This window comes from Acetatifactor aquisgranensis, assembly GCF_943193215.1.
Lineage (GTDB): Bacteria > Bacillota > Clostridia > Lachnospirales > Lachnospiraceae > Acetatifactor > Acetatifactor aquisgranensis.
In genome coordinates, this window is record NZ_CALPDH010000027.1 from 47,276 (window position 1) to 73,029 (window position 25,754).

Here is a 25,754-nt window from a genome sequence, read left to right on the forward strand (position 1 = left end):
AGGCGGATGGGAGTTGACAGGATGAAGAAGAAATGGATGGGACTGTTGCTTGCCTGTTCCATGGTACTGGGGGACAGCGCGATGGTTCGCGCGGAGGATTATAAGGGAGAAGCGGGCTGGGCGGTAGATTTCACAGGCAGCAGGATGGAGAGCAATTTCAATACCTCCGACATCAATGACGCCATATATGACCTGCAGCCGGGAGACAGCATCGACATTACGGTGGCCTTGAAGAACACGGCGGGGAAGGAAGCCGACTGGTGGATGGCCAACAAGGTGCTGCAGTCCCTGGAGGACAGCCAGAAGGTGGCGTCCAGCGGCGGCTATACCTATGTCCTGACCTACCAGCCTCCCCGGGGGAATCTGGAGACGCTCTACAGCAGCGACACGGTAGGAGGCGAGCGGACGGAAGACATCGACGTGGGCGAAGGCCTGCACGAGGCGACGGAGTCTCTGAGCGAATATTTCTATCTGGACACCCTGGGGGTCGGGGAGCAGGGAATCATCTCCCTGAAGGTGGTTCTGGATGGGGAGACCCAGGGGAACACGTATCAGGACACGCTGGCCAATCTGACGCTGAACTTCGCGGTGGAGGAGCGCAGGACCCCGGTGCCTGTAAATGATGAAAATGACCCGGAGGAGCCGACATCTGTAAGACGGCCTCCGAAGACCAGCGATGACAGCAGCCTGATGCTGTATGTGGGGATTTCGCTAAGCTCCGGCCTGGCGCTTCTGATTCTTGCGTTATACAGCCTGTATCAGTCCAAAAAGAAAGAGAGGGGGGAGCGGAAAGATGAAGAAAGCAATTAGATTTTTTTCTGTTCTGTCGGCCGTTTTCCTGATGCTCTCTGCCTCGATGGCCTGTCTGGCAGCGGAGATGAGCGGCTATACCTATACCGTGACCATCAGCGCGGGGAATCAGGGAAGCTTAAGTACGGCGGACGGCATATCCATATCCGTGGAAGGCGGAGGGGACTATGCCATCAATCTGGAGGACGGCGGGAAGCTGGTGAGGATTACGGGGCTGACGGCAGCCAACCATGTCCGTTTCCTGAACAGCGCCGCGTCCGTGGCGGAGGACAGCAAGTATTATGTCAAGGGCATCCGCATGGGAGGCCGTGACGACAGTCTGAATCTGGCCTACTTCCAGGTGGAGCGGGATCAGGACTATGTGGTGGCATACGGAATCCGGGGCAATATGGTACAGTATACCGTCAATTATGAGGATGCGGCAGGGAACCGGCTGTATCCGCCGCAGATTTATTACGGAAATGTTGGCGACAGGCCTGTAATCGCCTATCTGTATGTGGAGGGATACCAGCCCCAGGCTTATAACCTGACCAGGACTCTGCAGAGCGATGCTGGCAAGAATGTGTTCACGTTCGTATATACGCCTATTGCGACGACTGCTCCGGGGCCTGCAGGCGGAGGCGCTGCAGGAGGCGCACCGGGCGGTGAGGCGCCTGGAGACGCAGCAGTGCCTGGAGCCGGGGCAGCTCCCGCAGGAGGCGGTGCGGCGGCACCTGGCGGCGATGCCGGGATAGCGCCTGTGGAGGATGAGGTTCCCCCGGAGGATTTGGACGATGACGATATGCCTTTGGCAGGAAATGAGACCGAGCCCGGTGAGCCGGAAGATGTCATCGATTTGGATGAGGAGGATATGCCTCTGGCAAATTTCGAGTCCGGGAACGACGGCACGGTGGCCCGGGCCAATGGCAGGCTGCTGAAGTATATGTGGTTTGCCGTGGGAATCGGGCTGGTGGCTGTCATCGCGCTGGTGGCAGGCGCATATACGTATCGGAAAATGAAGAAAGCTGAAAGCGTAAAATCCGAGAAGAAAGACTGAGGTGCGCAGATTTGGGACACAGGCGGGATGCACGGAAAGGGACGGGGAGTTGGGACATAAGATATGCAGGCTTTTGGCCGTGTTGATACTGACAGCTGTGGTGGCAGTCTGCATCCCGATGACTGTGCCGCGGCTGATGGGGTATGAAGTGTATGTGGTAGTAAGCGGGAGCATGGAGCCTGCGATTCCCATTGGCAGCGCCCTCTATGTGGAGGCGGCAGCGCCGGAGGAAGTCGCGCCCGGGGACGTGATAGCCTTTTATGACGGGGGCGCTGTCATCACCCACCGGGTAGTGGAGAATCATATAGTGGAAGGGGAGTTTATCACCAAAGGGGATGCCAATGCAAAGAACGATATGACGCCGGTGCCCTATGGAGCCCTGATCGGACGGATGTCCCGGTCGGTTCCCTGCCTCGGAAATGTCATGGCTGTCTGTTCCGGGACGAATGGGAAGATATACCTGGCCTGCGGAGTAGCAGGCGCTGTAATGCTGCTGTGGGTGGGGAATTTGCTGGGAAACGTCAGGAACGGAAAGTTGAGAGGTTGATTGGCCTGTGGCCGGTCAGCCTCTTTGCAGTATATTGAGGAAGAGACATGAAAAAGTCGCAGATGATTGTGCTCTGCGACAAAAGTCAAAAAAATAGAATAGATTACTCAAATTATACAGGAGTTTCTCTTTTTTTGCAACTCAAAATTGGCCTTGACTGAAACGAGACTGCTGCGCCGGCAGTCACTTCCAGCAGTCAGCAGGTTTATCTGTTTCGCTTTCAGCTTATTATAAATGTATTCCATCGGCCGGGAACAGCCCAAAAACGCAGAGCACAATCATCTGCGTTTTTTGACTGCTTTCTTTATATGGAAACCGGGCACAAAGCGGAAAGTTCTCTGCGGGATGGGAAGAGGTGAATACAGATGGAAACGATTCGGACAGGATATAAAACAGGCCGGCTCACCGTGGAAGAGCCTACTGAGCAGCGCAAAGGAGGCTATGTGGTCTGGAGATGCCGCTGTGACTGCGGCGGAGAGATTCTTCTGGACACACGCTGCCTGAAGCGGGGTACCGTGACGGACTGCGGATGTGCAGCGAAAGTCCGTCCGGGCCAGTGCGACATATCAGGAAGACGGTTCGGGAAGCTGACTGCCATACAGCCTACAGAAGAACGGAGCGCCAGGGGCAGCGCTGTATGGCTGTGCCGTTGTGACTGCGGAAAGGAAGTACATGCGGAAGCAGGACAGCTTCTTTCCGGGAACCGGAAAAGCTGCGGGTGCTTAAGCCGTCCGCCTTTAAAGGATTTCGCGGGGAAACGGTTTGGGAAGCTGACCGTAACAGAATATGCCGGGAAAGAGGGCGGCATGCACAGATGGAAATGTGCCTGCGACTGCGGGGGAGAGACCGTTGTGGGACAGAGCCTGCTCCAGTCCGGCAAGACGAAAAGCTGCGGCTGTCTGCAGGCCGCCACGTACAAGGATAACAGGAAACTCGTCGAGGGGACGTCCGTTGCGGCACTTCTGGCCTCAAAGGACGGCAGGCTGATCAAGTCCAACAAGAGCGGCCACAACGGCGTCTATCTGGACAAAAGGCGCAATCTCTGGGTGGCACAGATTACGTTCCAGGGCAAGACGAAGTACCTGGGCGCTTATAAAAAACTGGAGCAGGCCGTGAAAGCCAGACAGACAGGCGAGGAAATCTACGACAGATTCCTGGAGCGGATAGAGGCGGACAGCGGAAATGACGGACGTTAAAAGAACCATACACTTCGGGATGCTTGGGGCATTTTCCTGCGGGAGCACAGAGGAAGAGAAGACGGGGAACAGCGCGCTGCTGGGGAAGATGGGGAAGAAAGCCCTTTCTTTCCTGCAGTATCTGATTGTGAACCACAGGAGGCATATCTCTTCGGAGGAACTAATCGAACAATTCTGGGCGGACAAAGGCAGCAATCCTTACAATGCACTGCGGAACATGCTGTTCAAAGTCAGGAACCTCCTAAAAGCCATGTTTCCGGATCAGGAGGCCATGCTCCTGACCCTTTCGGACTGCTATGCCTGGAACCCGGAAATCAGCCTGGAGCTGGATGCGGAACAGATGGAAACTTTCTGCCTGAAAGCGAAGCGGGCTGCCGGAGAAGAACAGTGCAGGCTGCTGGGGCAGGCCGTCTCCCTCTATAAAGGGGACTTCCTCTCCGGAAACGATGCCGACTGGGCGAGGAACCAGAGACAGTATTACCAGACCCTTTATCTGGATGCATGCAAGACGGTGCTCCCGCTTTACTATAAGAAAGAACAGTGGATGGAGGCCGTCAACGTCTGCAGCCAGGCCTACACGGTGGACTTCAGCATAGAAGACTTCACAGCCTACCAGATGCAGGCCCTCATCGCGCTGGGACAGCCGGAGCAGGCCGTTGAGAAATATGAGGCTTTCCGGGACAAAATGCTCCAGGAATATGACATGCCGCCCACAGAGCGCATCGAACAGCTCCATACATTGGCGGTGGGGCTCCATAAGACCGGCATGGACGATGAGGATATCTTCCGGCTGGTGTGTGAGGATGAGCAGGATTCCCACGCGTTCTTCTGCACCTTTTCCACATTCCAGAGCATCGTGGCTCTGGAACGGCGGCATATGGCCCGATCCGGACAGCCCTCTTCCCTGGTCATCATCAGCCTGGGCCGGGAGGCGGTGCCGACTACGGACGGCAGGAGGCTGGAAAAGATTCTGCTGGATAAACTCCGGACAGGGGACCCGATAGCCAGACTGGAGGCCGGTTCCTATATACTGATGCTGACAGGGGCCGACACAGAGAACGCCAGGCTGGTCATCAGCCGGATTGACAGCGCGTTCCACAGAACCTACCGGAATTCCGGGGCAAAACTCACCTACCGGGTAGCCGGTCTGGGCGGGAAAGAATCGTAGCCGAAAATGAAAGTTGTGTCAGTCCTTCCGCTAAAAATAACAGCCAGCTAACAGGGAACCGATAAAGTATGAACCGTAAACGACAAAAAAGGTGGGCGAAAGCATGATGCTTCAAGGGAGAATGATTCCCTGCCAGAGCCGCGAGGCGCTGGTCACGGTAATGTCTTACCGCAACGGTATCATGGATGGCTGTCTGCAGCATCCGCGGTTGGACAGAAAAGTAAATATTCAGAGCCTGTCGCAGCTGATGATGACTTTGAACAGCCTGCTGGATTTGGAGGATTGTCCCGGATGTCCGCTTCCGCTGGTCATGGCCGGGGGAGACAGCGGGGCCTGCATGGCGGTCTTCCGGATACAGATACTCTTCCGGGAACATTACACATGGCAGGGCAGGCTGATATGGCAGAATGAGGCACAGGAAGCCGTATTCCACAGTGCTCTTGAACTGATGCAGCTGATAGACGAGATTCTGGAGGATTGATTTTCCGGAAAAAGATTTATGTTGCGGAAAAGAGGGAATGGAAGCATATGAGACAGAGTGAGCTTCCGGAGCTCAGCCTGCTGGAGGCGGAGCTGGAGAGGGAACGATACAGGAAAAGATATGGGAATGTCCTCAAAAGCACGACTTTTTCCCTGGTGGTAGTAGCGGCCGTGGCGGTGCTGATTGCGGTGCTGCTGCTCCCGGTACTGCAGATCAGCGGTACATCCATGACAGATTCGCTGCAGGATGAAGACATTGTCGTGGCATTGAACAGTTCAGGATATGAGACGGGCGACATCATAGCTTTTTACTATAATAACAATATCCTCGTAAAAAGGGTCATAGCCGTGGCAGGCGACTGGGTGGACATCGATGGGGACGGAAACGTATATGTGAACGACGAACTGCTGGATGAACCTTATGTCACGGAGAAAGCCCTGGGGGACTGCAACATCACATTGCCCTATCAGGTGCCGGACGGGAGATGTTTCGTCATGGGGGATCACAGGGCCACCAGCATAGACAGCCGCAACACGGCGGTGGGATGTGTCAGCAATGAAATGGTGATCGGGAAAATATTGGTTCGGGTCTGGCCTGTGTCAGGATTCGGGCTGGTGAACTGATAGATATCGGCAGAAGGAAGGAGACGGCATTATGAAAGATTTTTTGTCACAGGCAGGAGAGCTCTTGAAAAAACGTAAACATTATAAGCGTCAGACGGCAGTTTTCCTGTGTCTGGCTGTGATAGTCGCTTTCGGTACAGTTACGACGCTGAAGCTGTATGGCCAGGCGATGACCCATAAGGCTGATGTGCTTGCGTGCAGCCATGAGGTGCATGAGCATACGGAAGACTGTTATGAGGAGAACGCGGAGGGCGGCCGGGAGATCATCTGCGGCTATGCGGACTACGTGATTCATACGCACAACGACAGCTGCTATGACGCGAAGGGCAGCCTGGCCTGCGTTCTGGGAGAGCATAAAGAGCATAAGCATACAGCGGAGTGCTATACGACAGAGAAAGTCCTGGTCTGCGGGGAAGAGAGGGAAAGCGGCAGCTCTGAATCCGTGGCGGATGCGGCGGTACAGGGCGGGGAGGGCATGGAAGAACCGGATGTGCCTGCAGAGCCGGAAGCATCTGAAGAACAGGATGCGTCCCGGCAGCAGAATGAAATTATCTGCGGAGAAGAAGTCCATAAGCATGTCGAAAGCTGTTATGAGAACGTACTGAGCTGCGGCCATGAGGAGCATGCCCATGATGAAAGCTGCATGCGCCATGAGCTTAACTGCGAAATGGCAGAGCATACCCACGAAGCAGGATGCTACGATGAGGCGGGAAATTTAGTGTGTGAATTGGGAGAGCATGCCCACGAAATCGGCTGTTATGATGCGGAAGGGAATCTTATCTGCGCGCAGGAGCATGAACATTTTTCCGGATGCTGCATCAATACTTACGAGTGCGGAAAAGAAAACCATATACACCAGGACGGATGCTGCGAAACAAACCTGGTCTGCGGAATGGAGGAGCATGAGCATGCGGAAGCCTGTATCGCACAGGCCGGGAAAGAGGCTGCAGCATCTGTGGAAGCAATTGCTGAACCGACAAATGCCGGAGAAGAGAACAGTGCGGCATCGGAAAGCCATGTCCATACAGATGCCTGCTATGAAGAAGTGACGACGCTGGCATGCGGGGAATGGGAGCTCCATACCCATGAGGACGGCTGCTATTATGAGGAATGTTTCGACAAAGACGGCAACCTGATTGAGGGCAGCAGGGTATCATGCGGACTGCTCCAGCTGGAGGAGCATACCCACACAGGCGACTGCTTCAAGACGGTGGAACTGACGCCGGAGGAAGTGGCTGCCCTGAACAATGGCGCGAAGCTGCATGTTCACGAGGACAGCTGTTACGATGCGGAAAGGAACCTGATCTGCGGCTATGATGTCACACATATCCATTCCGCGGAGTGCTATGGCGATGCGGGGAAACTAATCTGCAGCTATGCGGAAGAGGCGGAGAATGAGAAAACCTGTGAAGGCAGCGGATATTCGGTTAAAGTCACCTATCCGGATTCTGCCGGAATTCCGGAAAACGCGGAGCTGATTGTCCGGCAGATTACAAAGGAAAGCGACCCGGAGCGCTTTGAGCAGCGCCAGGCGGAAGCCAGGGAAGCGCTGGGAAATGAAAACAGCAGTATTCACGCGCTGTTTGATATCGGGTTCTATGTGGACGGCGAGGAGATTGAACCGGAGGATACGGTAAATGTTACCATCCAGCTTCTGGATGACAACGGACTTCCCGAAGGAACGCCCATGCAAATCGTACATTTTGCGGAAAGCGGAAACGAAGTGCTGGAAAGCGGCGATATAGACAGCGAGGGGAACGCAAACTTTGAGACGGACAGCTTTTCAGAATTTATGCTGGTAAGCGCCGCCGGAAATATCGCGGTAATTACGACGGATGGGACGGAAAGTGATGACGCGGACGGAAAACCGATCTGCGGAATGGAAGAGCACATCCACGGTGAGGAATGCAATGACGCGGATGGGGGACTGATTTGCGGAATGGAAGAGCATGCCCATGACGTGAACTGCCTGGAGGAGAAGGCGAGGGAAGAGGTAGAGAAAGTGAATCAGCTGATTGCCGGTCTGCCCTCCGAGGAAGAGATTGTGCAGAAGACGGCAGAGTATGAGGAGGCCGGGAAAGAAGCTTTCACGGAGTATACCATGGCTCTTCTGGTACAGATACAGGAGGCATACGGCGCCTATCTTGGATTGGATGAGACATTGCGGGAGTATGTGACAGGATCGGATTGTCTGTTGGCGCTTTGGGAAATGATGGAGGCAGCCTTATTGGACGAAGGCGATGGATTGAAAATGTTGCCGGCCTATGCAGCTTTTCTGCCTATAGGTATCCAGGGAGATAAGCCCGGCGGAATGGCTCTGGAACTCTTATATGGGGATGGGAAGAACCATGATGAGAAGCCTGCGCGTGAGGAAGATGAGAACGGAAAAAAGATTCATTACCTGGAGGGAGAAAAACCGAATTATACCAAAGATGGAATGCAGGGTTCATTGAAACTGAGTACCACAGGGATACTGGGGAATACCACCATTGACGAGATGACGATGTCCCTCTATGTCCCGAAAGCGTATATGGATATAGGGGAAACCTATATTCCTGAATTTCCCCAGGAACTGGCGCAGCATGACCCCTGCACAGTCGAAGAGGTGAACAGGGATGGGAAGGAGTATTATAGGATTTCCATTCAGTTTAAGAACTATACTCCTACGGGCGCCCTTACGATTCCCTTTAAAATGAAATTTAAAGTCGCTGAGGTTCCTGCGGATTATGAGCTGAAAATCTTCGCCACCCTTGAGCGCGGGGAAGGAGATGAGAAAAAGGAAGGCAAAACGGCGGAAAATACATACCGCCCGAAATACGACAAACCTGTCATAACGAAGTATGTCAATACGAATAAATTTGATAATATGCAGGAGAATTATACAAGAGTAACAGGTACGGTAAGTGAAGCCGGCGAAGTAGAAGCCGGCAAGTACGTCAGCTTCTGGTATAAGCTGGGCAATGCCCACTGGGGACTCAGGGCATACGATACGATTACCCTGACGGATACATTGCCGACATATGAAGATACAAGCGGCAATTTGCAATATGCGGTATTTGATCCGGATGCGAACCCGGAATGGACATATGACGCTGAGAAGCACACGGTAAGCCGCGTGTTCAAAGTGGATTTGGGATGGAATCCGGCGGAGTACGACAATAGGCTGATGCTGCAGATTGCGGATGCGGAGCTGAAACTGCGATTCCCAGGATGTAAGATTGACGAAGAGGATGACGAGGGGTTCCTGACGAAGAATTTGACGAACCATGTAGAGGCAGTGTGCGATCCGGTACGTCCGTCAGAGGGAGAGAGTTCGGATACATGTAATGATGACATTATTTTTACCCTGACCAGCCAAAAAGGAGCGGACGGATGGTTTGCGAAAGGTAATTCCGCGGATACCCTTATGGATACTCGCATTACCCGGTCAGCCGCATACAGGTGGTCATTGGGCTTTAAGAACCAATCATCATCGGAATTGGTCAATTTAGTCATAGGAGACGAGGAAATAGATGAGAGGCTGAAGTTCCACAGTATTATATTTAATAAAACTTTCATAGGGAATCTGGCTTATGTGGAAGCGGTTACCTATGAAAAGGAGACAGAAGAAAGTCAGACGGATATCTATGACCTGACAGAACCGGAGACAAAGGAGTATTTCAAAGATACAGGTTACAAATACAGTCCTTATGATGCTTTTACATGGACATTGACGCTGGATCCCGAAAAGGAATACAAAAGTATTAAAATTCATTTTGCAGAGGGCTTTAGCGTGCCGGTTGGCGGAGAGATACCAACTATATGGCCTTTCTCAACTTTCCGGAATCCTGACGAAGAACACTTTATAGAAAGTGAGGAAAACAATACTGAGAATACAAATGTTTACCGTAACAAAGCTTATATAGCTTATCAGGACAGCAGATATCAAAATCCGGGTGATACGTATTATTTCCTGTTCAGTGAAAATAAATTTAAGCTGATTGATAACAGGGAAAATCTCTGGATTGAAAAGGGTATGCTCACTAAAGATATGAACTATCCCTCTGTGAAAAAGGATGCGGACGGCAATCCGATAGTGGATGCGGACGGTAATCCGGTCTATGATTACAACAAGGATGGGACTTATAACTTTTGCATGCTCTATGTGAAAGGGGCCCTTGATGCAGACAAGGAATATAAGGATCTGCGCGTCATCGACCTTCTCCCGGAGGCCTTGGAGCCTTATCAGTATCCTATAGCTTATGGAACAGGATCGGAGTATATAAGGGAGACCGAGGTCATCGAGAATTACCATAACAGCGGAAGAACGGCGTTGATTTTTTATCTGAACGTGGATAAGGTGAGAGAGACGCTGGACGCATCGGACGGAGAAGGAAGCGCTTGGGTGGTCTTTACTCCTAAGGTGAGAGTGAAACCGGATGCTTCTCCCGGGACGTATTACAACGATGCCTATCTGCTGAGCGCCGATCTGGAAGATCCGCCAACAGGTCATGGTCAGACGGATGATATCTATAATCTGCAGGGGAAGGGAACGGACAAAAAGATTCGGTGGGACCGGGGTTCGGGTAACATCATAGCTCCTGCGGGAATTTATGCGGAGAAATTTATCGCAAAGGAGAATTCCAACGACTGGAAGAAGACGACTTTACGGTTTAAAGTGGGAGACTCATTCCAATATAAACTAAGCATGGTGAATACTACGGAGACGCCTCACTATAATCTGACCGTTTATGACGTGCTTCCCCGGATAGACGATAGAAGCATCAATAACCAGGTGGCAAGGGGATCGGAATTTACCGTGAATCTGAAAGGGCCGCTTACACCTCCAGGCGGATACCGGGTTTACTATACGACTTCTGAGAACGTGTATAGACAGGATATGGCAAGTCTGGTAAATGCTGATATATGGACGCAGAATATAACTGACTGGAGTACGGTCACCGCTTTCAAATTTGTGGCAGAAGGGAATACTGCCTTTTACACAGAGAAGATGGATTTCATTGTTCCGGTCAAGATAACGGATGTTCTGTCAGAAAGTTCGCTCAACATTTTGAATCAGAAAGCGGCGGAGGACAGAGATACTGGGACAGCGGTCTTTTTGGAGGCCACCAACAGTTTCGGATATTCCACAAAGAGCTATAATGGACAAAATGTGGAATCCAATTATGTGAAGGCGCAGATTTCCCTTGCCGGGTTCGTTGCCCGGAAGAAAGACGAATACGGTAAGATTCTGCCCGGAGCAGAATTCAGACTGGAGAGGCAGAAGGCAGCGGCATCAGAACCGTCAACCGGGGAAACAGGTTCTGAGGGCGGCAGCGCACAGACCCTGGAGAGCACTACCCAGACTCAGGAATGGGAAACGATAGAAAAAAATGTAACCTCCGATGCTGACGGCAAAGTTTCTTTCAAGAATTTAACCGTGGGAACTTACCGCCTGACCGAGACAAAGGCCCCTGACGGGTATAAGCTTTTGAAAGACCCTATTACGGTCACCATTACACTGGATGAAACAACGATGGAGTATACGGTCACGGCTATGGGTTTAACTGGCAGCGGAACCGGAAAAGATCCGTTTGTCATCGTTAATGAAGCTTTCTATGAGCTGCCGGAGACCGGAGGTGCCGGATCCAAATTATATACAATGGCAGGCGCTGCATGCCTTATGCTCGGCGCGGGCTTTCTGTATAAAAAGAAATTCAGAGAAAGGAGGGTGTAAGATTCTCTCTAATCTGAGAAAAGATCTGGATTTATGAGTTCAGAAACATGTAAGTTCAGGAACACTAAAATCGTTTCAATCAAGGAAAGCAATCAAAGGAGGGTAAGTAATGAAACGAATTAAGAGATTAGCTGGTATTTTACTGGCGATGGTCATGGTCCTTGGGATGACAATGACAACTTTTGCACAGACGGCAGCACTGAATCCGGCTGATGCTGACAACGCAAGCATCACAATTAAGAATCCGGCAAAGGGTGAGACATATAAGCTTCATAAGCTTTTCGATGCTACTGTCAGTGAAGGTGGTACCAATATTGCATATCAGGGCAAAGTTCATACAGGTCTCGAAGAATATTTTTCGGAGGATGCTAATGGTTATATTTCTCCTACTGACAAGATTGCCGTGAAAGATGCGGATGGGAAAGTCACAGGTACCCAAATGACAGCGGAGCTGCAGCAGGCTCTTGAAGCATGGGCAAATGGTAATACTGAAATTGCATCAGCGGTAAGCAATGGGGATGAGTCTCTTACATTTACCGGATTGCCATATGGTTATTATGTAGTTACGACCACTCATGAGTCAGATCCGGATGCGAACGGAGCTGCCAAAGCAGCGATTACGGTGACATCTACTCAGCCGAATGCGGATATCTATGATAAGAATGTTAATGAGCCTTCTGCAGACAAAACTGTTGAAAAAGAGTCTTATTCGATTGGTGATACAGTTAAGTATACAGGTATCTTTGATACAACCAACTATATCGGTGAGACAGGAGAAGATTCCAGGCAGGTTGTTGATTATGTGATTCAGGATACACTGCCGGAGTATTTGACAGATGTCAAGGTGACAAAGATTACAATCGGTGCAACTGATACTGATAAAGGAACTGTATTTGAGGGTGATGCTCTTAACAGTTTACAGTTCGGCGAGGTTACAGTTGGAGATACCAAATATGAAAAAGCAATTCTTATTCCATGGGCAGATTTGAATGGAACATCATACACAAACAAATATGCGCAGGGAGCAAAGCTTGTTATTGAGTACGAAGCCACACTGACTTCTGTGACGAATATCAATGCAGATGACACGAACACCATTTCTATCAGACCTATTGTAGTTGATGATAATTCAACTGAGAAGAAGCCCTGGAATGAAACATGGGAAGATAAGGCAGTAATCAAAACTTATGCGGCGGCTATCAAGAAAGTTGATGAAAATGGAGAGCCTCTTGCAGGTGCAGAGTTTACGATTAAAGGTTTAAGTGTAGAGGGTGAAAATGGTGTCTACACGGTAGTTTCTTATAACCCGGCAGCTGATGCTGAGGAAAGTGAAGCGCTTACTACAGATGCTGAAGGCAAACTCTATATCATTGGTCTTGCAAGCGATGTTAAATTGACTGTAACTGAGTTTAAGGCTCCTAATGGCTATAATAAGCTGACTGAGACGAAAGAACTTACTCCTCAGATTCTTGCAGAGGAGATATTCACTACTTCAGGTGAGAGACATTATGATGAGGATGGTAATCTGGTATCAGAGAGTACGGCTACTACAACTGCTAAAACGGTAGAAAAGAATCTTTCTGAGTTAGATGAGGCTGCGCTTGAGATTGTAAACCAGCAGGGTACGCTCCTCCCCTCCACCGGCGGCATCGGTACCACAATCTTCTACGTGGCAGGCGGCGTCCTGGTAATCGGCGCCGGCATCCTTCTGGTAGCCAAGAAGCGCATGGGTACACACAAGTAAAACTGCAGCAGGAACATACAAAAGATAAGTAAGAAATAACTTCCCGGGGACGGCGGATTCCGTCTCCGGTATGCCGCACGTAGGCTGACACCTTCCCGTGGTGTGCGGCGAGCAACGGAAAACAGGTGTGGACACACTCTGTGAACCGGCAAAGGTCAGCAGGCAGAAGAATCTGCCGGAATAATGCACAGTGGGGAAACCTATGAAGGATGAGAAAGCTGTGAAAAAGAGGGGGAAGAAAAAAAGAGGCCCTTCGATTTCAACAATCATTTTAATCGTTATACTGCTGACGGGCGTGGGAATCCTCCTGTATCCTTCCGTCAGCGACTGGTGGAATTCCATGCATGCCACCCAGGCGATTGCGGGCTATGTGACGGCAGTGGAGGACATGTCTGCCCGGGACAGGGAAGAGATATTGGAGGCCGCGAGAAAGTACAATGCATCGCTTGAGGACGGTGTGAATTTTGTCCTTTCTGATGAAGCGTATGCGGAATACGAAAAGCTTCTGGACATTACCGGAACCGGTATTATGGGCTATGTCCAGATATCTTCCATCGGTGTGAATCTGCCCATCTACCACAGCGTGGAGGAGTCAGTCCTGCAGATTGCAGTGGGGCATATCCCCGGTTCTTCTCTTCCGGTGGGAGGAGAGCGGACGCACAGCATCCTGTCAGGCCACAGGGGGCTGCCCAGTGCGAAGCTGTTTTCGGATTTGGATCAGATGGTGGAGGGGGACACTTTCACAATCAATATCATGGATCAGACCATTACCTATATGGTCGACCAGATACGTATCGTGCTGCCGGAGGAAACGGATGATTTGGCCATAGAGCCTGGAAAGGATTACTGTACTTTGGTCACCTGCACGCCTTACGGAGTGAATACCCACCGGATGCTGGTCCGGGGCAAGAGGATAGAGAACATTGCCGGTGAGGTGGTGGTAGTGGCGGAAGCGGTGCGGATTCCGAATTACATGGTGATACCGGCAGTGGGGATTCCGCTTTTGTTTGTCACGCTTACCGTGCTGTTGATTTTTGGCAGTATCGGAGGACGTAAGCCGACGAAGAGAGATATACTGGAGGAACTGCGGAGGACAGATCTGCCGGAGAATAAAGAGGAATGAATAAGACGTAATTAAGTAGAAGTCTGAGGTGAAGAAGGAGGAATTGCTCATGAAAAAAAGATGGATATATCTGCTGGCTGCGCTGACCCTTGTTGTCGGCATGTGTATTGCAGAGCCTCTGGCAGGTATGGCCGCGCCCCTTGAGGCAGATGGGGGAGGATTCGTAGCCGGAAGCTGTTCTCTGATTGTCCATCCGGAAGATCCGAACAAGGGGGAAGCGGACAGCTTCGGGGAAGACCTGGCAAAGGCCGGCGTGGTGGTGGATCTGTACCAGATTGCCAGGGCCGTCAAGGAGCCGGGATACGATACTTATTCTTATGAACTGTTGCCTGATTATAGCGGACTGGCGATTCCCGGGAACGCGACTGACGGAGAAGGAGCGGATTCGCCCGGGCAGCAGGCGTTGGACTGGGACGCGTTGGCGCAGCAGGCGGCGGGGATTGTCCTGAACGGGCAGGCGGCAATCGCACCGGCGGAGGGCAGCGGAGCTTTGGCAGGCAGCAGGATTTCCGGCCTTGATGCGGGCCTGTATCTGCTGGTGGCAAGGGGCGGCGATCTTACGGAGATTTCCGATTATAAGATAGAAATGGAACAGACAGACGCTGTGAGTCAGGAGGACGCCGTCAGGATTGCCACCATTGCACATTCGAGGCAGTATACTTACGCTTTCCTGCCTCAGCTGGTCTCCCTCCCTGCGAAACCGGCAGATGAGAATGGCGTGATCAGCACGGCAAATCCCGGAGACTGGGAATTTGACCTGACAGTGAACCTGAAGCCGGAGCAGATTTCCCGCTACGGTTCCCTGGAAATCGTCAAGACCCTTTCCCAGTACGAGACCATGGGCGGTGTGCAGGAGTCCGCTACCTTTGTCTTTGAGGTCACAGGGCGTCTGGGCGGGGAAACAGTCTACAGCAATGTGGAGAGCATCAATTTCACGTCGGCAGGGCAGCAGAGCGTGATTCTGGACAGGATTCCCGCCGGGGCGGAAGTCACTGTAAGGGAAGTGTACAGCGGTTCCAGCTATGAGCTGACAGTTCCCGGTGACCGGACGGCTACCATCGCGGCGGAGACGATAGTCTCCGTAGAATTTGAAAACGAATATGACGGCCGAAGGACCAACGGCCATGGAATCAAGAACCAGTTTGTATACGATGAGGAAAAGGGTACATGGGAGTGGTATTCCAGCCCGGCTCAGAACGCAGGCGGCAATCAGGGAGAGCCGAGACCGGCGGAGCGGAATGAAGAGTAAGATAGAAATAGGGGGTGAACGGATATGAAGAACAGAAGACATTACCCTGGAGTCCTTGCCCTGGCGGCCGTGGCTGTGGTGGCGTCCGCGGGAATCGGGACCACCTGGTCCTACTTTACGACTTACACGGAAGCCGCTGGCGGCTATACCATCCATCTGGGGGACAGGACGGAGATTACGGAGAGCTTCACTGAGTGGACGAAACATCTGACCATTGCCAATGAGCCGGATTCCCAGCCGGTGTACATCCGGGCAAAGGCGTTCTGCGGAAGCGATTATAAGATTACGCATTCCGGCGAGGGATGGACATTGAATGAAGCAGACGGATATTATTACTATAACAGCGCAGTGCCCGGAGGAGGGAAGACTTCTGAGCTGAGCCTGAAGATTGAGAACATTCCGGAGGATCCGGAGGACATGGAGCGCTTCAATGTGGTGGTGATATATGAGAGTACGCCTGTGAGGTATCATGAGGACGGAAGCGCCTTTACGGTAGAGGAGACGGATTGGGATGAAATCGTAGATACAGGCAGCACGGAGAGCACCGGCGGCACGGAAGGAGGGGGCGAGGCATGAAGAAGCAGAAGAAGCGGATGAAAGTGGTATCGCCAGTAATGACCCTGGGGCTGTTCGTCCTGGCTGTGGCCTTGCTGCTGGGCAGTTCCATCGGGGGCACCAGGGCTGCCCTTACCTATTATTCGGAGACATATACTTCCCGGATTCAGATGTATGACATCGGTGTCACTTTGCTGGAGAACGGCAAGGAGATATCCTGGCGCAACTACAGCAGCGCCGGGGACGGGACCTGGGAGGTGGGGCCTGGAGACCTTTTGAAAGAGATGCTTGCTGAGGGAGAGACATTGACTCTTGGGAAGAAGTACCAGGAGGATCTGAAAGTCCGCAATACAGGGACTATCAATGAGTATGTACGCGTCAGCATCTATAAGTACTGGCTGGATGAAAATGGCAAAAAGATTTGTGACCTCTCCCCGGACCTGATCCATCTGAACCTGGTGAATCTGGGGACAGACTGGATTGTGGACGAGAAAGCCAGCACGGAGGAGCGCACGGTTCTTTATTATAACAGGCTTCTGTACTCGGAGGGGCAGGGGCCCTCGGAGACGGCGCTCTTTGCGGATTCCCTGACCATTGATGACAGCATTGCCAAGAAAGTGTCTCAGGAGACAGAGGAAATAGGAAATTATACCACTATCACTACTACCTATGATTACGATGGGGTATCTTTCCGGGTAGAGGTAGAAGTGGACGCGGTGCAGGAACACAATGCGGAGGACGCGGTCTGGAGCGCATGGGGAAGAAGGGTAACGGTGAATGACGGTATCCTGAGCCTTGCGGATTAGGGAGGTGACAGGCATGAAGAATAAGAAGATTGGAACGTGGCTGCTGTCCGGCCTGATGTTCCTGGGGCTGGCGCTTCCGGTCCGGGCCGAGACGTTCTATGGGGACGACAGCTGGAACGTCACCTTTACATCCGGCAATGAGATGGTGAGCAGCTTCAATACAGCTGACATCAATGACGTAGTAGGCGGCATGCAGCCCGGAGACAATGTAATCATCACGCTGCAGCTGAAGAGCGAGAACGCCACGGCCACGGACTGGTACATGCAGAACGAGGTGCTGTACTCCCTGGAGGACAGGAGCGGCAACCGTGAGACCGGGGGAGGCGCCTATACTTATCGGCTCACGTATACGGATAAGGATGGGGAAGTGAATGTCCTGTTCGACAGCGACACTGTAGGCGGCGAGACCGTGGACGAGACCGTCGCGCAGATGGGGGAGGGCCTGAGAGGCGCCACCAATGCCCTGAAAGATTATTTCTATCTGGATACTATGTACATTGGGGAGGGCGGGAGCATCACCCTGGAGGTGGCGCTGGATGGCGAGACCCAGGGCAACCATTACCAGGACACTCTGGCGGATCTGCAGATGAATTTCGCGGTGGAGCTGAGGACTGACCTGCCGAATCAGCCAGATCAGCCCAATCCGGGGAATCCTCCGGAAAATGTGGACGACACCAGGCCGGACAGTCCCGCGAACCCGGGGAGGAGAACGGACATCGTAAGAACCAGCGATGAAAGTAAACTGCCCCTGTTCATGGCAATCAGCGGCATCACGGGAGCGGTCCTGCTGGTGTATTGCATCTACTGCTTCAGGGAACATAATAAGAGGAAAGAAGGAGGCGCGGAGAGATGAAGAGACTGAGATATGTTCTGCCTGCCCTGCTCGCAATGTGCCTGTTTTTCCAGACAGCCATTCCTGCCTCGGCAAAGGAGGAATACACCTACACCATTCGTTTCTTTGCCGGCCAGCAGGGAAGCTTCACCAGTGGGGAAGAGGTCATAATCATCGAGAACCGCCATTATGGGGAGCGGGTCAACTTCTACCAGAGCCTGGTCAGGCTGAACGACAACAGCAAGTATTATGTCAGGGGAATCAGGGAGAGCGGCAAGGACAACAGCGAGAGCACCCAGGCCTCCTCTTTCCTGGTGACAGGGGATCAGGACTATGTGATAGCCTACGGAATCCTGGGGGATGCCACATCCTATACCATCAATTATGTGGACAGCGAGGGAAATACCCTGGCCCCCAGCGAGACTTATTACGGAAACGTGGGCGATCAGCCGGTGGTCGCATATGTGTATATCGAGGGCTGGCAGCCCCGGGCCTACAATATGACCCAGACCCTGGAGAAAGATCCTGCGGAGAACGTGTTCACTTTCGTATACACCAGGATACCGGAACCCGCTGCACCCGCGCCTGAGCCTGTAGCGCCTCCCGCACCGGATGCGCCGGATGCAGAGGCGCCCGCAGATACCGGAATCGTCGTAATCCCTGCGCCAGCGGACGATGGCGGAGCGCCTGATGACGGCGGAGCCCCGGATGATGGCGGAGCGCCTGATGACGCTGAGGCCCCGGACGATGACGAAGGGGTGGATCTTCCCGATGAAGAACCGCCTTTGGGAGCGCCGGATGAAATAGTGAATCTGGATGAAGAAGAAATACCAACGAGTAACTTCCTGTCAGTTGCCGCTGATGCCAGGCTTCTGGGGATACCGGTTCCGGTGATTATCGTCCTGGTGCTCGGAGCTGTAGGAGCAGCGTGGTATTTCCTGATTATGAAGAAGAAAAAGAAAGAAGAGGAAACGAAATCATGATAGATGAAATAGAATCAATTTCACATCCCTCTAAGAGAAAGGGCAGGAAAGTATTTCCTGCCCTTTGCAGCATGCTCGGGACACTGATTCTGCTGGGGGTCATTGCGGCATTTCTGCCGCTGACAGTGCCGCGGCTGATGGGATATGGGATTTATGAGGTGGTAAGCGGCAGTATGGAGCCGGAGATTCCTGTGGGGAGCGTGATCTATGTGAAAGCGGCCCAGCCGGATACCGTGGAGGCAGGGGACATAATCGCGTTTTACAAGGACGAATCGGTCATCACCCACCGGGTGGAAGAGAACCGCTATGTGGAGGGGGAGTTCATCACCAAGGGGGACGCCAACAGGGAAGAGGATATGGAACCTGTGCCATATAACAGTGTTATAGGAAAAGTGGAGCGCCACATCCCGGCGCTGGGCATCGTCCTGACTCTCTTAGCCAGCAATACCGGGAAGCTCTATGCGGTGCTCCTGGCGGTATGCGGGGTCATGTTCCATATGCTGGCTGGAATCCTGAGGAATCGGGAGAGGGATTAGTTTTCCAGTATTTTTTCTACAGAGACACCGGTATTCGCCAGGTGTCTTTTTGTCGTCCGTATCCTTGACATCCCACAAATATAAATCAGTGAAAGGAACCGCGTCCCGAAGTACTGCCAATGATAAATGAAAATTCTAAAAAAAGAATGAAATCCCAATAAAGTACCCCATACCTATTGACAAATATAGAAAAATGAGATATTGTTAGTTCGCTAACAAAATAGTTAGTCCGCTAACAAAAATGGCGGCGGGATGTTTAAGAAAAGGAAGGAGCCTATGCAGGAAAGGAGTAGAATCACATTTTTAATGCGGGTCATCCACAACCAGATTAAGGTTGCCATCCACAAAAGCGCTCCCATGGATACCAGGAAAGGGCCGCCCACACAGCTCCAGGGCGGCATCCTGGGTTATCTGTACCACCACCGGGACCAGCCGGTCTATCAGAAGGACCTGGAAAAAGAGTTCCGCGTCTCCCGGGCCACGGCCACCAACACCCTCCAGGTCATGGAGCGCGAGGGGCTCATCGTGCGCAAGGCCCAGGACAGGGACGGAAGGTTAAAGAGGATTCAGATGACGGAGGATGCCTACCGCCACCACGAGCAGATTGAGGCCCATATGGACTGGATGGGAAACCAGCTGCTGTCAGGGATGTCCGATGACGAAGTAGCCGAGCTGTACCGGCTGCTGGGAATCATGATGAAGAATCTGGAGCGGCTGACGGCCGGACCGGGAGAATCCCCCGGAGAGGATGAAGCGGCGGAGGAGAAAACCCCGCCCCATGAATGAAAGAACGTGAAAGAATAAAAAGGATGAAAGGAAGTGCAGAAAATCATGTTAAAGACATTTGGGGCCCATATCAAGGAGTTCAAAAAGGATTCTGTCCTGACCCCGGTTTTCATGATCGGAGAAGTAATCATGGAGACCATCATCCCTCTGCTCATGGCGTCTATCATCGATGACGGCGTGACGGCGGGCAACATGAACCATATTTACTTAATCGGCGTACTGATGCTGTTCGCGGCGCTGCTCAGCCTCACTTTCGGCATCTGCGGCGGGCAGTTCGGCGCCCGCGCCTCTGCCGGCTTTGCCAGGAACCTGAGAAAGGCCATGTATGAGAACATACAGACTTTCAGCTTTTCCAATATCGACAAATTCAGTACCTCCGGCCTGGTGACCAGGCTGACCACGGATGTGACCAATATACAGAATGCGTACCAGATGATACTGCGGATGTGCATGCGGGCTCCGGCCAGCCTGATCTGTGCCATGGCCATGTCTTTCTTCATCAGCCCCAGGCTTGCCAGCATCTATCTGGTTGCCGTAATCCTGCTTGGCTGTGTGCTGGCCATTATCGTCAGCCAGGCCATGAAGCATTTCTCCCAGGCCTTTCCCAAGTATGACGCCCTGAACGAGAGCGTGCAGGAGAATGTCTCCGCAATCCGCGTGGTGAAGGCCTATGTGAGAGAGGATTACGAGAAAGAAAAATTCAGGAACGCCAGCAACAATATCTACAAGATATTCTGCAAGGCGGAGGGTATCGTGGTCTGGAACGGACCTGTGATGAACTTTACCGTATATGCCTGCATCCTGCTGATCAGCTGGACGGGAGCGCATATGATAGTACAGGATGCCCTGACCACAGGACAGCTCATGAGCATGCTGACCTACTGCATGAACATTTTGATGAGCCTGATGATGCTTTCCATGATTTTCGTCATGGTCACCATGTCTGCTGCCAGCGCCAGACGTATCTGCGAAGTGCTGAATGAAAAAGCGGATCTGGCCAACCCGGCAGAGCCTGTCCACGAAGTGAAAGACGGAAGCATCCTGTTCGACAAGGTATCTTTCAGCTATAAAAAGGACGCCAGGGAGCCTGTGCTGAAGGATGTGAACCTGGAAATCAAGTCCGGCGAGACCATCGGCATCATCGGCGGCACCGGAAGCGCCAAGTCCAGCCTGGTGAATCTGATCAGCAGGCTGTACGATGTGACGGAAGGACAGCTGCTGGTGGGCGGCGTGGACGTAAAGGATTACGATATGGAAGCGCTGCGCAATCAGGTAGCTGTGGTGCTGCAGAACAATGTGCTGTTCTCAGGCACCATATTGGAGAACCTGCGCTGGGGCAATAAGGAGGCCACGGAGGAGGAGTGCAGACATGCCTGCGAGCTGGCCTGCGCCGATGAGTTCGTCCAGAAGATGCCCGAGAAGTACAATACCTACATAGAGCAGGGCGGCACCAATGTGTCGGGCGGCCAGAAACAGAGGCTGTGCATCGCCAGGGCGCTTCTGAAGAAGCCGAAGATACTGATTCTGGACGATTCCACCAGCGCCGTGGACACGGCCACAGACGCCAAAATCAGGAAAGCTTTCGCGGAGTCTATCCCGGGCACCACGAAACTGATCATAGCTCAGAGAATTTCCAGCGTGGAACATGCGGACAAGATTATAGTCATGCATGACGGGCAGATAGACGGATTTGGATCCCATGAAGAGCTGCTTGCGAACAATGAAATCTATCGCGAGGTCTACGACGCGCAGATGAGCGGCAGCGGCGATTTCGATGAGAAAGTGAGTTGAGGAATAGGAGGTATGTGACAATGGCAGGAGAGAAACAGCAGACAAACCATGGTCCCGGCCCCGGAGGCCACGGGCCGGGCGGGCCGAGAGGGGGCAGAGGCCCCAGGCCCAGGATAGAGAATCCCGGAAAACTCTTTAAGCGTGTCATGGGTTATACTTTAAAGGATTATGCCGCAGGCTGGGTAGTGGTAGTAATCTGTATTTTTGTGAGCGTGTACTCCAGTCTCCAGGGGACCATGTTCATGCGGACTTTGATCGACTCTTACATTATGCCGCTGATTGGCAGGGAAAATCCTGATTTTGCTCCCTTGATGGGCGCTATCAGCAAGGTGGCCTGTTTCTACGCTTTGGGCGTGCTGGCTTCCTTTACCCAGTCCAAAGTGCTGATCTATGTCGGACAGGGAACGCTGCGCAATATCAGGAACGACATGTTTGAGAGGATGGAATCTCTTCCTGTCAAATATTTCGATACCCATGCCCATGGCGACATCATGTCCATGTACACCAATGATATCGACACCCTGCGCCAGATGATCAGCCAGAGCATTCCTCAGATGATCAACAGCGCCATCACGGTGGTGAGCGTGTTCGTGTGCATGCTGGTGCTGGATATCCCGTTGACGCTGGTGACGCTTCTGATGGTGGGAATCATGCTTGTGGCCACCAAGAAAATCGGCAGCCTGAGCAGCCGGTACTTCATGGCCCAGCAGAAAGCAATCGGCAGCCTGAACGGCTGTATCGAGGAGACCATGACGGGACAGAAAGTGGTCAAGGTATTCTGTCATGAGCAGGAGAGCCTGGATCAGTTCAACGAACTGAATGACCAGCTGTTCGAGAGCGCCTATCAGGCCAACCGTTTCGCCAATATCATGGGTCCTGTGAACGCCCAGCTGGGCAACTTAAGCTATGTGGTCTGCGCCGTGGTGGGCGGTATTTTGGCCATCACAGGGGTCTCGGGACTGACGCTGGGCGGACTTGCCAGCTTCTTAAATTTTAATAAGTCTTTCAACATGCCTATCAACCAGGTGAGCATGCAGTTCAACAGCATCATCATGGCTCTGGCCGGCGCGGACAGAATCTTCAAGCTCATGGACGAGAAGCCAGAGGTGGACGAGGGCTATGTGGAACTGGTGAACGCGGTGCGCGGAGCAGACGGAGAGCTGACGGAAAGCAGGGAGCGCACAGGGCTATGGGCCTGGAAGCATTATCACAAGGCCGACGATACCACCACCTATGTGGAACTGAAAGGGGACGTGGTCTTCGACCATGTGGACTTCGGCTACAATGATGACAAGATGATTCTGCATGATATCGAACTGTACGCGAAGCCGGGCCAGAAGATCGCCTTCGTAGGCGCCACCGGCGCAGGCAAGACCACCATCACCAACCTGATCAACCGGTTCTACGATATTCAGGATGGAAAGATACGGTATGACGCCATCAACGTGAACAAGATTAAAAAGGCGGATCTGAGGCGTTCTTTAGGCATAGTGCTTCAGGATACCCATCTGTTCACCGGCACCGTCATGGAGAACATCCGCTACGGCAAGATGGACGCCACGGACTCGGAGGTGAAGAAAGCCGCCGTGCTGGCCAACGCCCACGGATTCATCCAGCGTCTGCCGGACGGCTATGACACCATGCTCCATGGAGACGGCGCCAACTTAAGCCAGGGCCAGAGGCAGCTGCTTGCCATCGCCAGGGCGGCCATCGCGGATCCCCCGGTATTGATTCTGGACGAGGCCACCAGCTCCATCGACACCAGGACTGAGAAACTGGTACAGAAAGGCATGGACGCGCTGATGAACGGCCGGACGAATTTCGTCATCGCCCACAGGCTGTCCACTGTAAAGAACAGCGACTGCATCATCGTGCTGGAGCAGGGACGTATCATAGAGAAAGGCACCCACGACGAACTGATCGAGCAGAAAGGCAAGTATTATCAGCTGTATACCGGGAATGCGGTCAGCTGACAAAATAGTTCTTGCCTTTCACGGAAAATAGTATTATAATTACCCTGTAACTGAAAGAAAATTCTTCGGGGGCGGGTGACTCCTGCGGTTCTTATTTCCGCAGATGAGAATTCCCTACTGGCGGTACAGTCCGCGACCCGGGGCGGGATCAGCGCAAGCGGGACCTGCCACGGCTGACTCGGTGAAACTCCGGGACCAACAGTAAAGTCTGGATGAAAGAAGAGTGATCCATTGCAGGATATAGGGCAGACGCGCGTCCTGGCGGCCGCAGGGAAGTGTCTGTTGTCTGTCCCGGGATTGGATGATGCGTGGAAATCAGCCCCGAATCTTTTTGATTCGGGGCTTTTTGTACGTTCAGAAGAATTTTCCTTATGAAGTAAACTGGAATTAGGAGGAAAATGTGATGAATGATCTGTTTAAAAGCGTGGCGGAAAACGCCCTGTATGTCCTGAGTTTTCTGGCAATTATTGTAGCGGTGTTCGCAGTGGCGGTGCTGCTGGAAAAGGCGGCGCGTAAAAAGAATGATGTGAGAGAACCGATTCTTGGCACCAGAAAAATGGCCATGATCGGCATGTTCTCCGCTATCGCCATGATTCTGCATCTGTTCGACTTTCCGCTGCCTTTCGCTCCCGCTTTCTATAAGCTGGACTTCAGTGAGCTGCCTATTTTAGTGGGCACATTCGCTTTCGGCCCGGCAGCCGGCGTCACCATGGAATTCATCAAGATACTGCTGAAGCTGTTCGTCAAGGGCACATCCACAGCCTTCGTGGGGGATCTGGCCAATTTCGTGATAGGCTGCAGCTTTATCCTGCCCGCCTCTGTCATCTATGCTTTCCGCAAGGACAAGAAGACGGCAATTGCAGCCTGCATCATCGGAACAGCCATCCTGACTGTGTTCGGCACCGCTTTCAACGCGGTATATCTGCTCCCGGCGTTCTCCAGGCTGTACGGCATGCCGCTTGACCAGCTGCTGGCAATGGGGAGCGCGGTGAATCCCAGGGTGAAAGAAGGCAGCATCATCAGCTTTGTCGTCGCCTGCGTGGCGCCGTTGAATTTGATTAAGGGAGCCAGCGTGTCCATAGTGACTTTGCTGATTTACAAGCCTCTGAGCCCTATCATTAAGACAGGGCACAGGGCATAACGGGCAAGCCCGGTTTTGGTTCTTGCATTTTTCTTCTGCATAGAGTAAAATAAATATGTTTTACAGACAGAGACTGGGACGTGATTTCGTCAGAGGAGAGCCATGCTTGAATTAACCGTAAAGATAGAAGCAGGAGATTTATACGACTATATGCTGCGTCATTCCTACAACAGCCCGGCGGGAATCGTGGGGAGCGCTTTCGGAGCGATTTTGATTTTATTCGCGCTGGCCACGAAACAGTGGATTTTCATCATCCTGGGGCTGGTCATGCTGCTGTATCTGCCCTGGACCCTGTTCTTGAAGAGCAGGACCCAGATTTTGAGCAATCCTGCCTTTCAGGAGCCGCTCCGCTACACGCTGGACGACGAGGGGCTCTGCGTTTCCGCAGGGGACCAGCAGGAGAAACTGGCCTGGGAATATATGCATAAGGCGGTATCTACCAGCCGGAGCATCATTCTCTATACCTCCCCGGTCAATGGAACCATCTTCCCCAAGCGGCAGCTGGGAGATAAGCAGGCGGCGGTGGTGGAGATGATTTCCACCCACATGCCTCCCGGGAAAGTGAAGATACGGGCATAGCCTGCTGGAAAGCGGCTGCGGGCAGGATGCCCGAAGTGCATGAATGGTCTGTGCCGCTGAAGCGGCATGACAGAAAGCG

General features: G+C 52.6%; 21 protein-coding genes and 1 riboswitch. All 21 genes read left to right on the top strand.

Annotated elements, in window-relative coordinates; all coding sequences use genetic code 11:
• The first annotated feature begins 21 nt into the window (after nucleotides 1-21).
• A complete protein-coding gene (locus NFS35_RS20645) occupies nucleotides 22-810 on the top strand; it encodes a hypothetical protein (RefSeq protein WP_251208972.1) in 789 nt (262 codons plus the stop codon).
• Nucleotides 794-1,846, top strand: a complete 1,053-nt coding sequence (locus tag NFS35_RS20650) for a hypothetical protein (protein ID WP_251208973.1) — start codon at nucleotides 794-796, stop codon at nucleotides 1,844-1,846. The genes NFS35_RS20645 and NFS35_RS20650 overlap by 17 nt, the downstream gene beginning before the upstream one ends.
• 1 nt (nucleotide 1,847) lies before the next feature.
• Nucleotides 1,848-2,393, top strand: a complete 546-nt coding sequence (locus NFS35_RS20655) for a signal peptidase I (protein ID WP_251208974.1) — start codon at nucleotides 1,848-1,850, stop codon at nucleotides 2,391-2,393.
• Nucleotides 2,394-2,758: 365 nt separating this feature from the next.
• Nucleotides 2,759-3,589 carry an AP2 domain-containing protein gene (locus NFS35_RS20660; protein WP_251208975.1) on the top strand — a complete coding sequence of 277 codons (831 nt, stop codon included), beginning with the start codon at nucleotides 2,759-2,761 and terminating at the stop codon, nucleotides 3,587-3,589.
• Entirely contained in the window at nucleotides 3,576-4,757 is a 1,182-nt protein-coding gene (locus NFS35_RS20665; protein ID WP_251208976.1) for an AfsR/SARP family transcriptional regulator, read from the top strand. The genes NFS35_RS20660 and NFS35_RS20665 overlap by 14 nt, the downstream gene beginning before the upstream one ends.
• 103 nt (nucleotides 4,758-4,860) lie before the next feature.
• Nucleotides 4,861-5,238: a hypothetical protein gene (locus tag NFS35_RS20670; protein ID WP_251208977.1), complete on the top strand. Its 378-nt coding sequence runs from the start codon at nucleotides 4,861-4,863 to the stop codon at nucleotides 5,236-5,238.
• Between the two features lie 47 nt (nucleotides 5,239-5,285).
• Nucleotides 5,286-5,861, top strand: a complete 576-nt coding sequence (gene lepB / locus NFS35_RS20675) for a signal peptidase I (protein WP_251208978.1) — start codon at nucleotides 5,286-5,288, stop codon at nucleotides 5,859-5,861.
• Between the two features lie 31 nt (nucleotides 5,862-5,892).
• Nucleotides 5,893-11,577, top strand: coding sequence for a SpaA isopeptide-forming pilin-related protein (locus NFS35_RS20680; protein WP_251208979.1), 5,685 nt, complete (start codon nucleotides 5,893-5,895; stop codon nucleotides 11,575-11,577).
• Between the two features lie 109 nt (nucleotides 11,578-11,686).
• A complete protein-coding gene (locus NFS35_RS20685; RefSeq protein ID WP_251208980.1) occupies nucleotides 11,687-13,321 on the top strand; it encodes a SpaA isopeptide-forming pilin-related protein in 1,635 nt (544 codons plus the stop codon).
• 202 nt (nucleotides 13,322-13,523) lie between these two features.
• The gene (locus tag NFS35_RS20690) at nucleotides 13,524-14,444 is read left to right on the top strand and encodes a class C sortase (RefSeq protein WP_251208981.1); all 921 of its coding nucleotides are present in this window, start codon (nucleotides 13,524-13,526) and stop codon (nucleotides 14,442-14,444) included.
• 49 nt (nucleotides 14,445-14,493) lie between these two features.
• Nucleotides 14,494-15,693 carry a DUF5979 domain-containing protein gene (locus NFS35_RS20695; protein ID WP_251208982.1) on the top strand — a complete coding sequence of 400 codons (1,200 nt, stop codon included), beginning with the start codon at nucleotides 14,494-14,496 and terminating at the stop codon, nucleotides 15,691-15,693.
• Between the two features lie 24 nt (nucleotides 15,694-15,717).
• A complete protein-coding gene (locus NFS35_RS20700; RefSeq protein WP_251208983.1) occupies nucleotides 15,718-16,269 on the top strand; it encodes a hypothetical protein in 552 nt (183 codons plus the stop codon).
• Nucleotides 16,266-17,054, top strand: a complete 789-nt coding sequence (locus tag NFS35_RS20705; protein ID WP_251208984.1) for a hypothetical protein — start codon at nucleotides 16,266-16,268, stop codon at nucleotides 17,052-17,054. The genes NFS35_RS20700 and NFS35_RS20705 overlap by 4 nt, the downstream gene beginning before the upstream one ends.
• Nucleotides 17,055-17,067: 13 nt before the next feature.
• Nucleotides 17,068-17,907, top strand: a complete 840-nt coding sequence (locus NFS35_RS20710) for a hypothetical protein (RefSeq protein ID WP_251208985.1) — start codon at nucleotides 17,068-17,070, stop codon at nucleotides 17,905-17,907.
• Nucleotides 17,904-18,869 (top strand): MucBP domain-containing protein, encoded by a 966-nt coding sequence (locus tag NFS35_RS20715; protein ID WP_251208986.1) that lies wholly within the window; start codon nucleotides 17,904-17,906, stop codon nucleotides 18,867-18,869. Before NFS35_RS20710 ends, NFS35_RS20715 begins: the two co-directional genes overlap by 4 nt.
• A complete protein-coding gene (locus NFS35_RS20720; protein ID WP_251208987.1) occupies nucleotides 18,866-19,405 on the top strand; it encodes a signal peptidase I in 540 nt (179 codons plus the stop codon). Before NFS35_RS20715 ends, NFS35_RS20720 begins: the two co-directional genes overlap by 4 nt.
• Nucleotides 19,406-19,681: 276 nt before the next feature.
• Nucleotides 19,682-20,191, top strand: a complete 510-nt coding sequence (locus tag NFS35_RS20725; protein WP_251208988.1) for a MarR family winged helix-turn-helix transcriptional regulator — start codon at nucleotides 19,682-19,684, stop codon at nucleotides 20,189-20,191.
• 45 nt (nucleotides 20,192-20,236) lie between these two features.
• Nucleotides 20,237-21,982: an ABC transporter ATP-binding protein gene (locus tag NFS35_RS20730; protein ID WP_251208989.1), complete on the top strand. Its 1,746-nt coding sequence runs from the start codon at nucleotides 20,237-20,239 to the stop codon at nucleotides 21,980-21,982.
• A 20-nt stretch (nucleotides 21,983-22,002) separates the two neighbouring features.
• Nucleotides 22,003-23,955: an ABC transporter ATP-binding protein gene (locus NFS35_RS20735; protein WP_251208990.1), complete on the top strand. Its 1,953-nt coding sequence runs from the start codon at nucleotides 22,003-22,005 to the stop codon at nucleotides 23,953-23,955.
• 57 nt (nucleotides 23,956-24,012) lie between these two features.
• Nucleotides 24,013-24,183, top strand: a riboswitch (FMN riboswitch).
• A gap of 175 nt (nucleotides 24,184-24,358) precedes the next feature.
• Nucleotides 24,359-25,096: an ECF transporter S component gene (locus tag NFS35_RS20740; RefSeq protein ID WP_251208991.1), complete on the top strand. Its 738-nt coding sequence runs from the start codon at nucleotides 24,359-24,361 to the stop codon at nucleotides 25,094-25,096.
• Between the two features lie 102 nt (nucleotides 25,097-25,198).
• Nucleotides 25,199-25,675 carry a YcxB family protein gene (locus NFS35_RS20745; RefSeq protein ID WP_251208992.1) on the top strand — a complete coding sequence of 159 codons (477 nt, stop codon included), beginning with the start codon at nucleotides 25,199-25,201 and terminating at the stop codon, nucleotides 25,673-25,675.
• Nucleotides 25,676-25,754 lie beyond the last annotated feature (79 nt).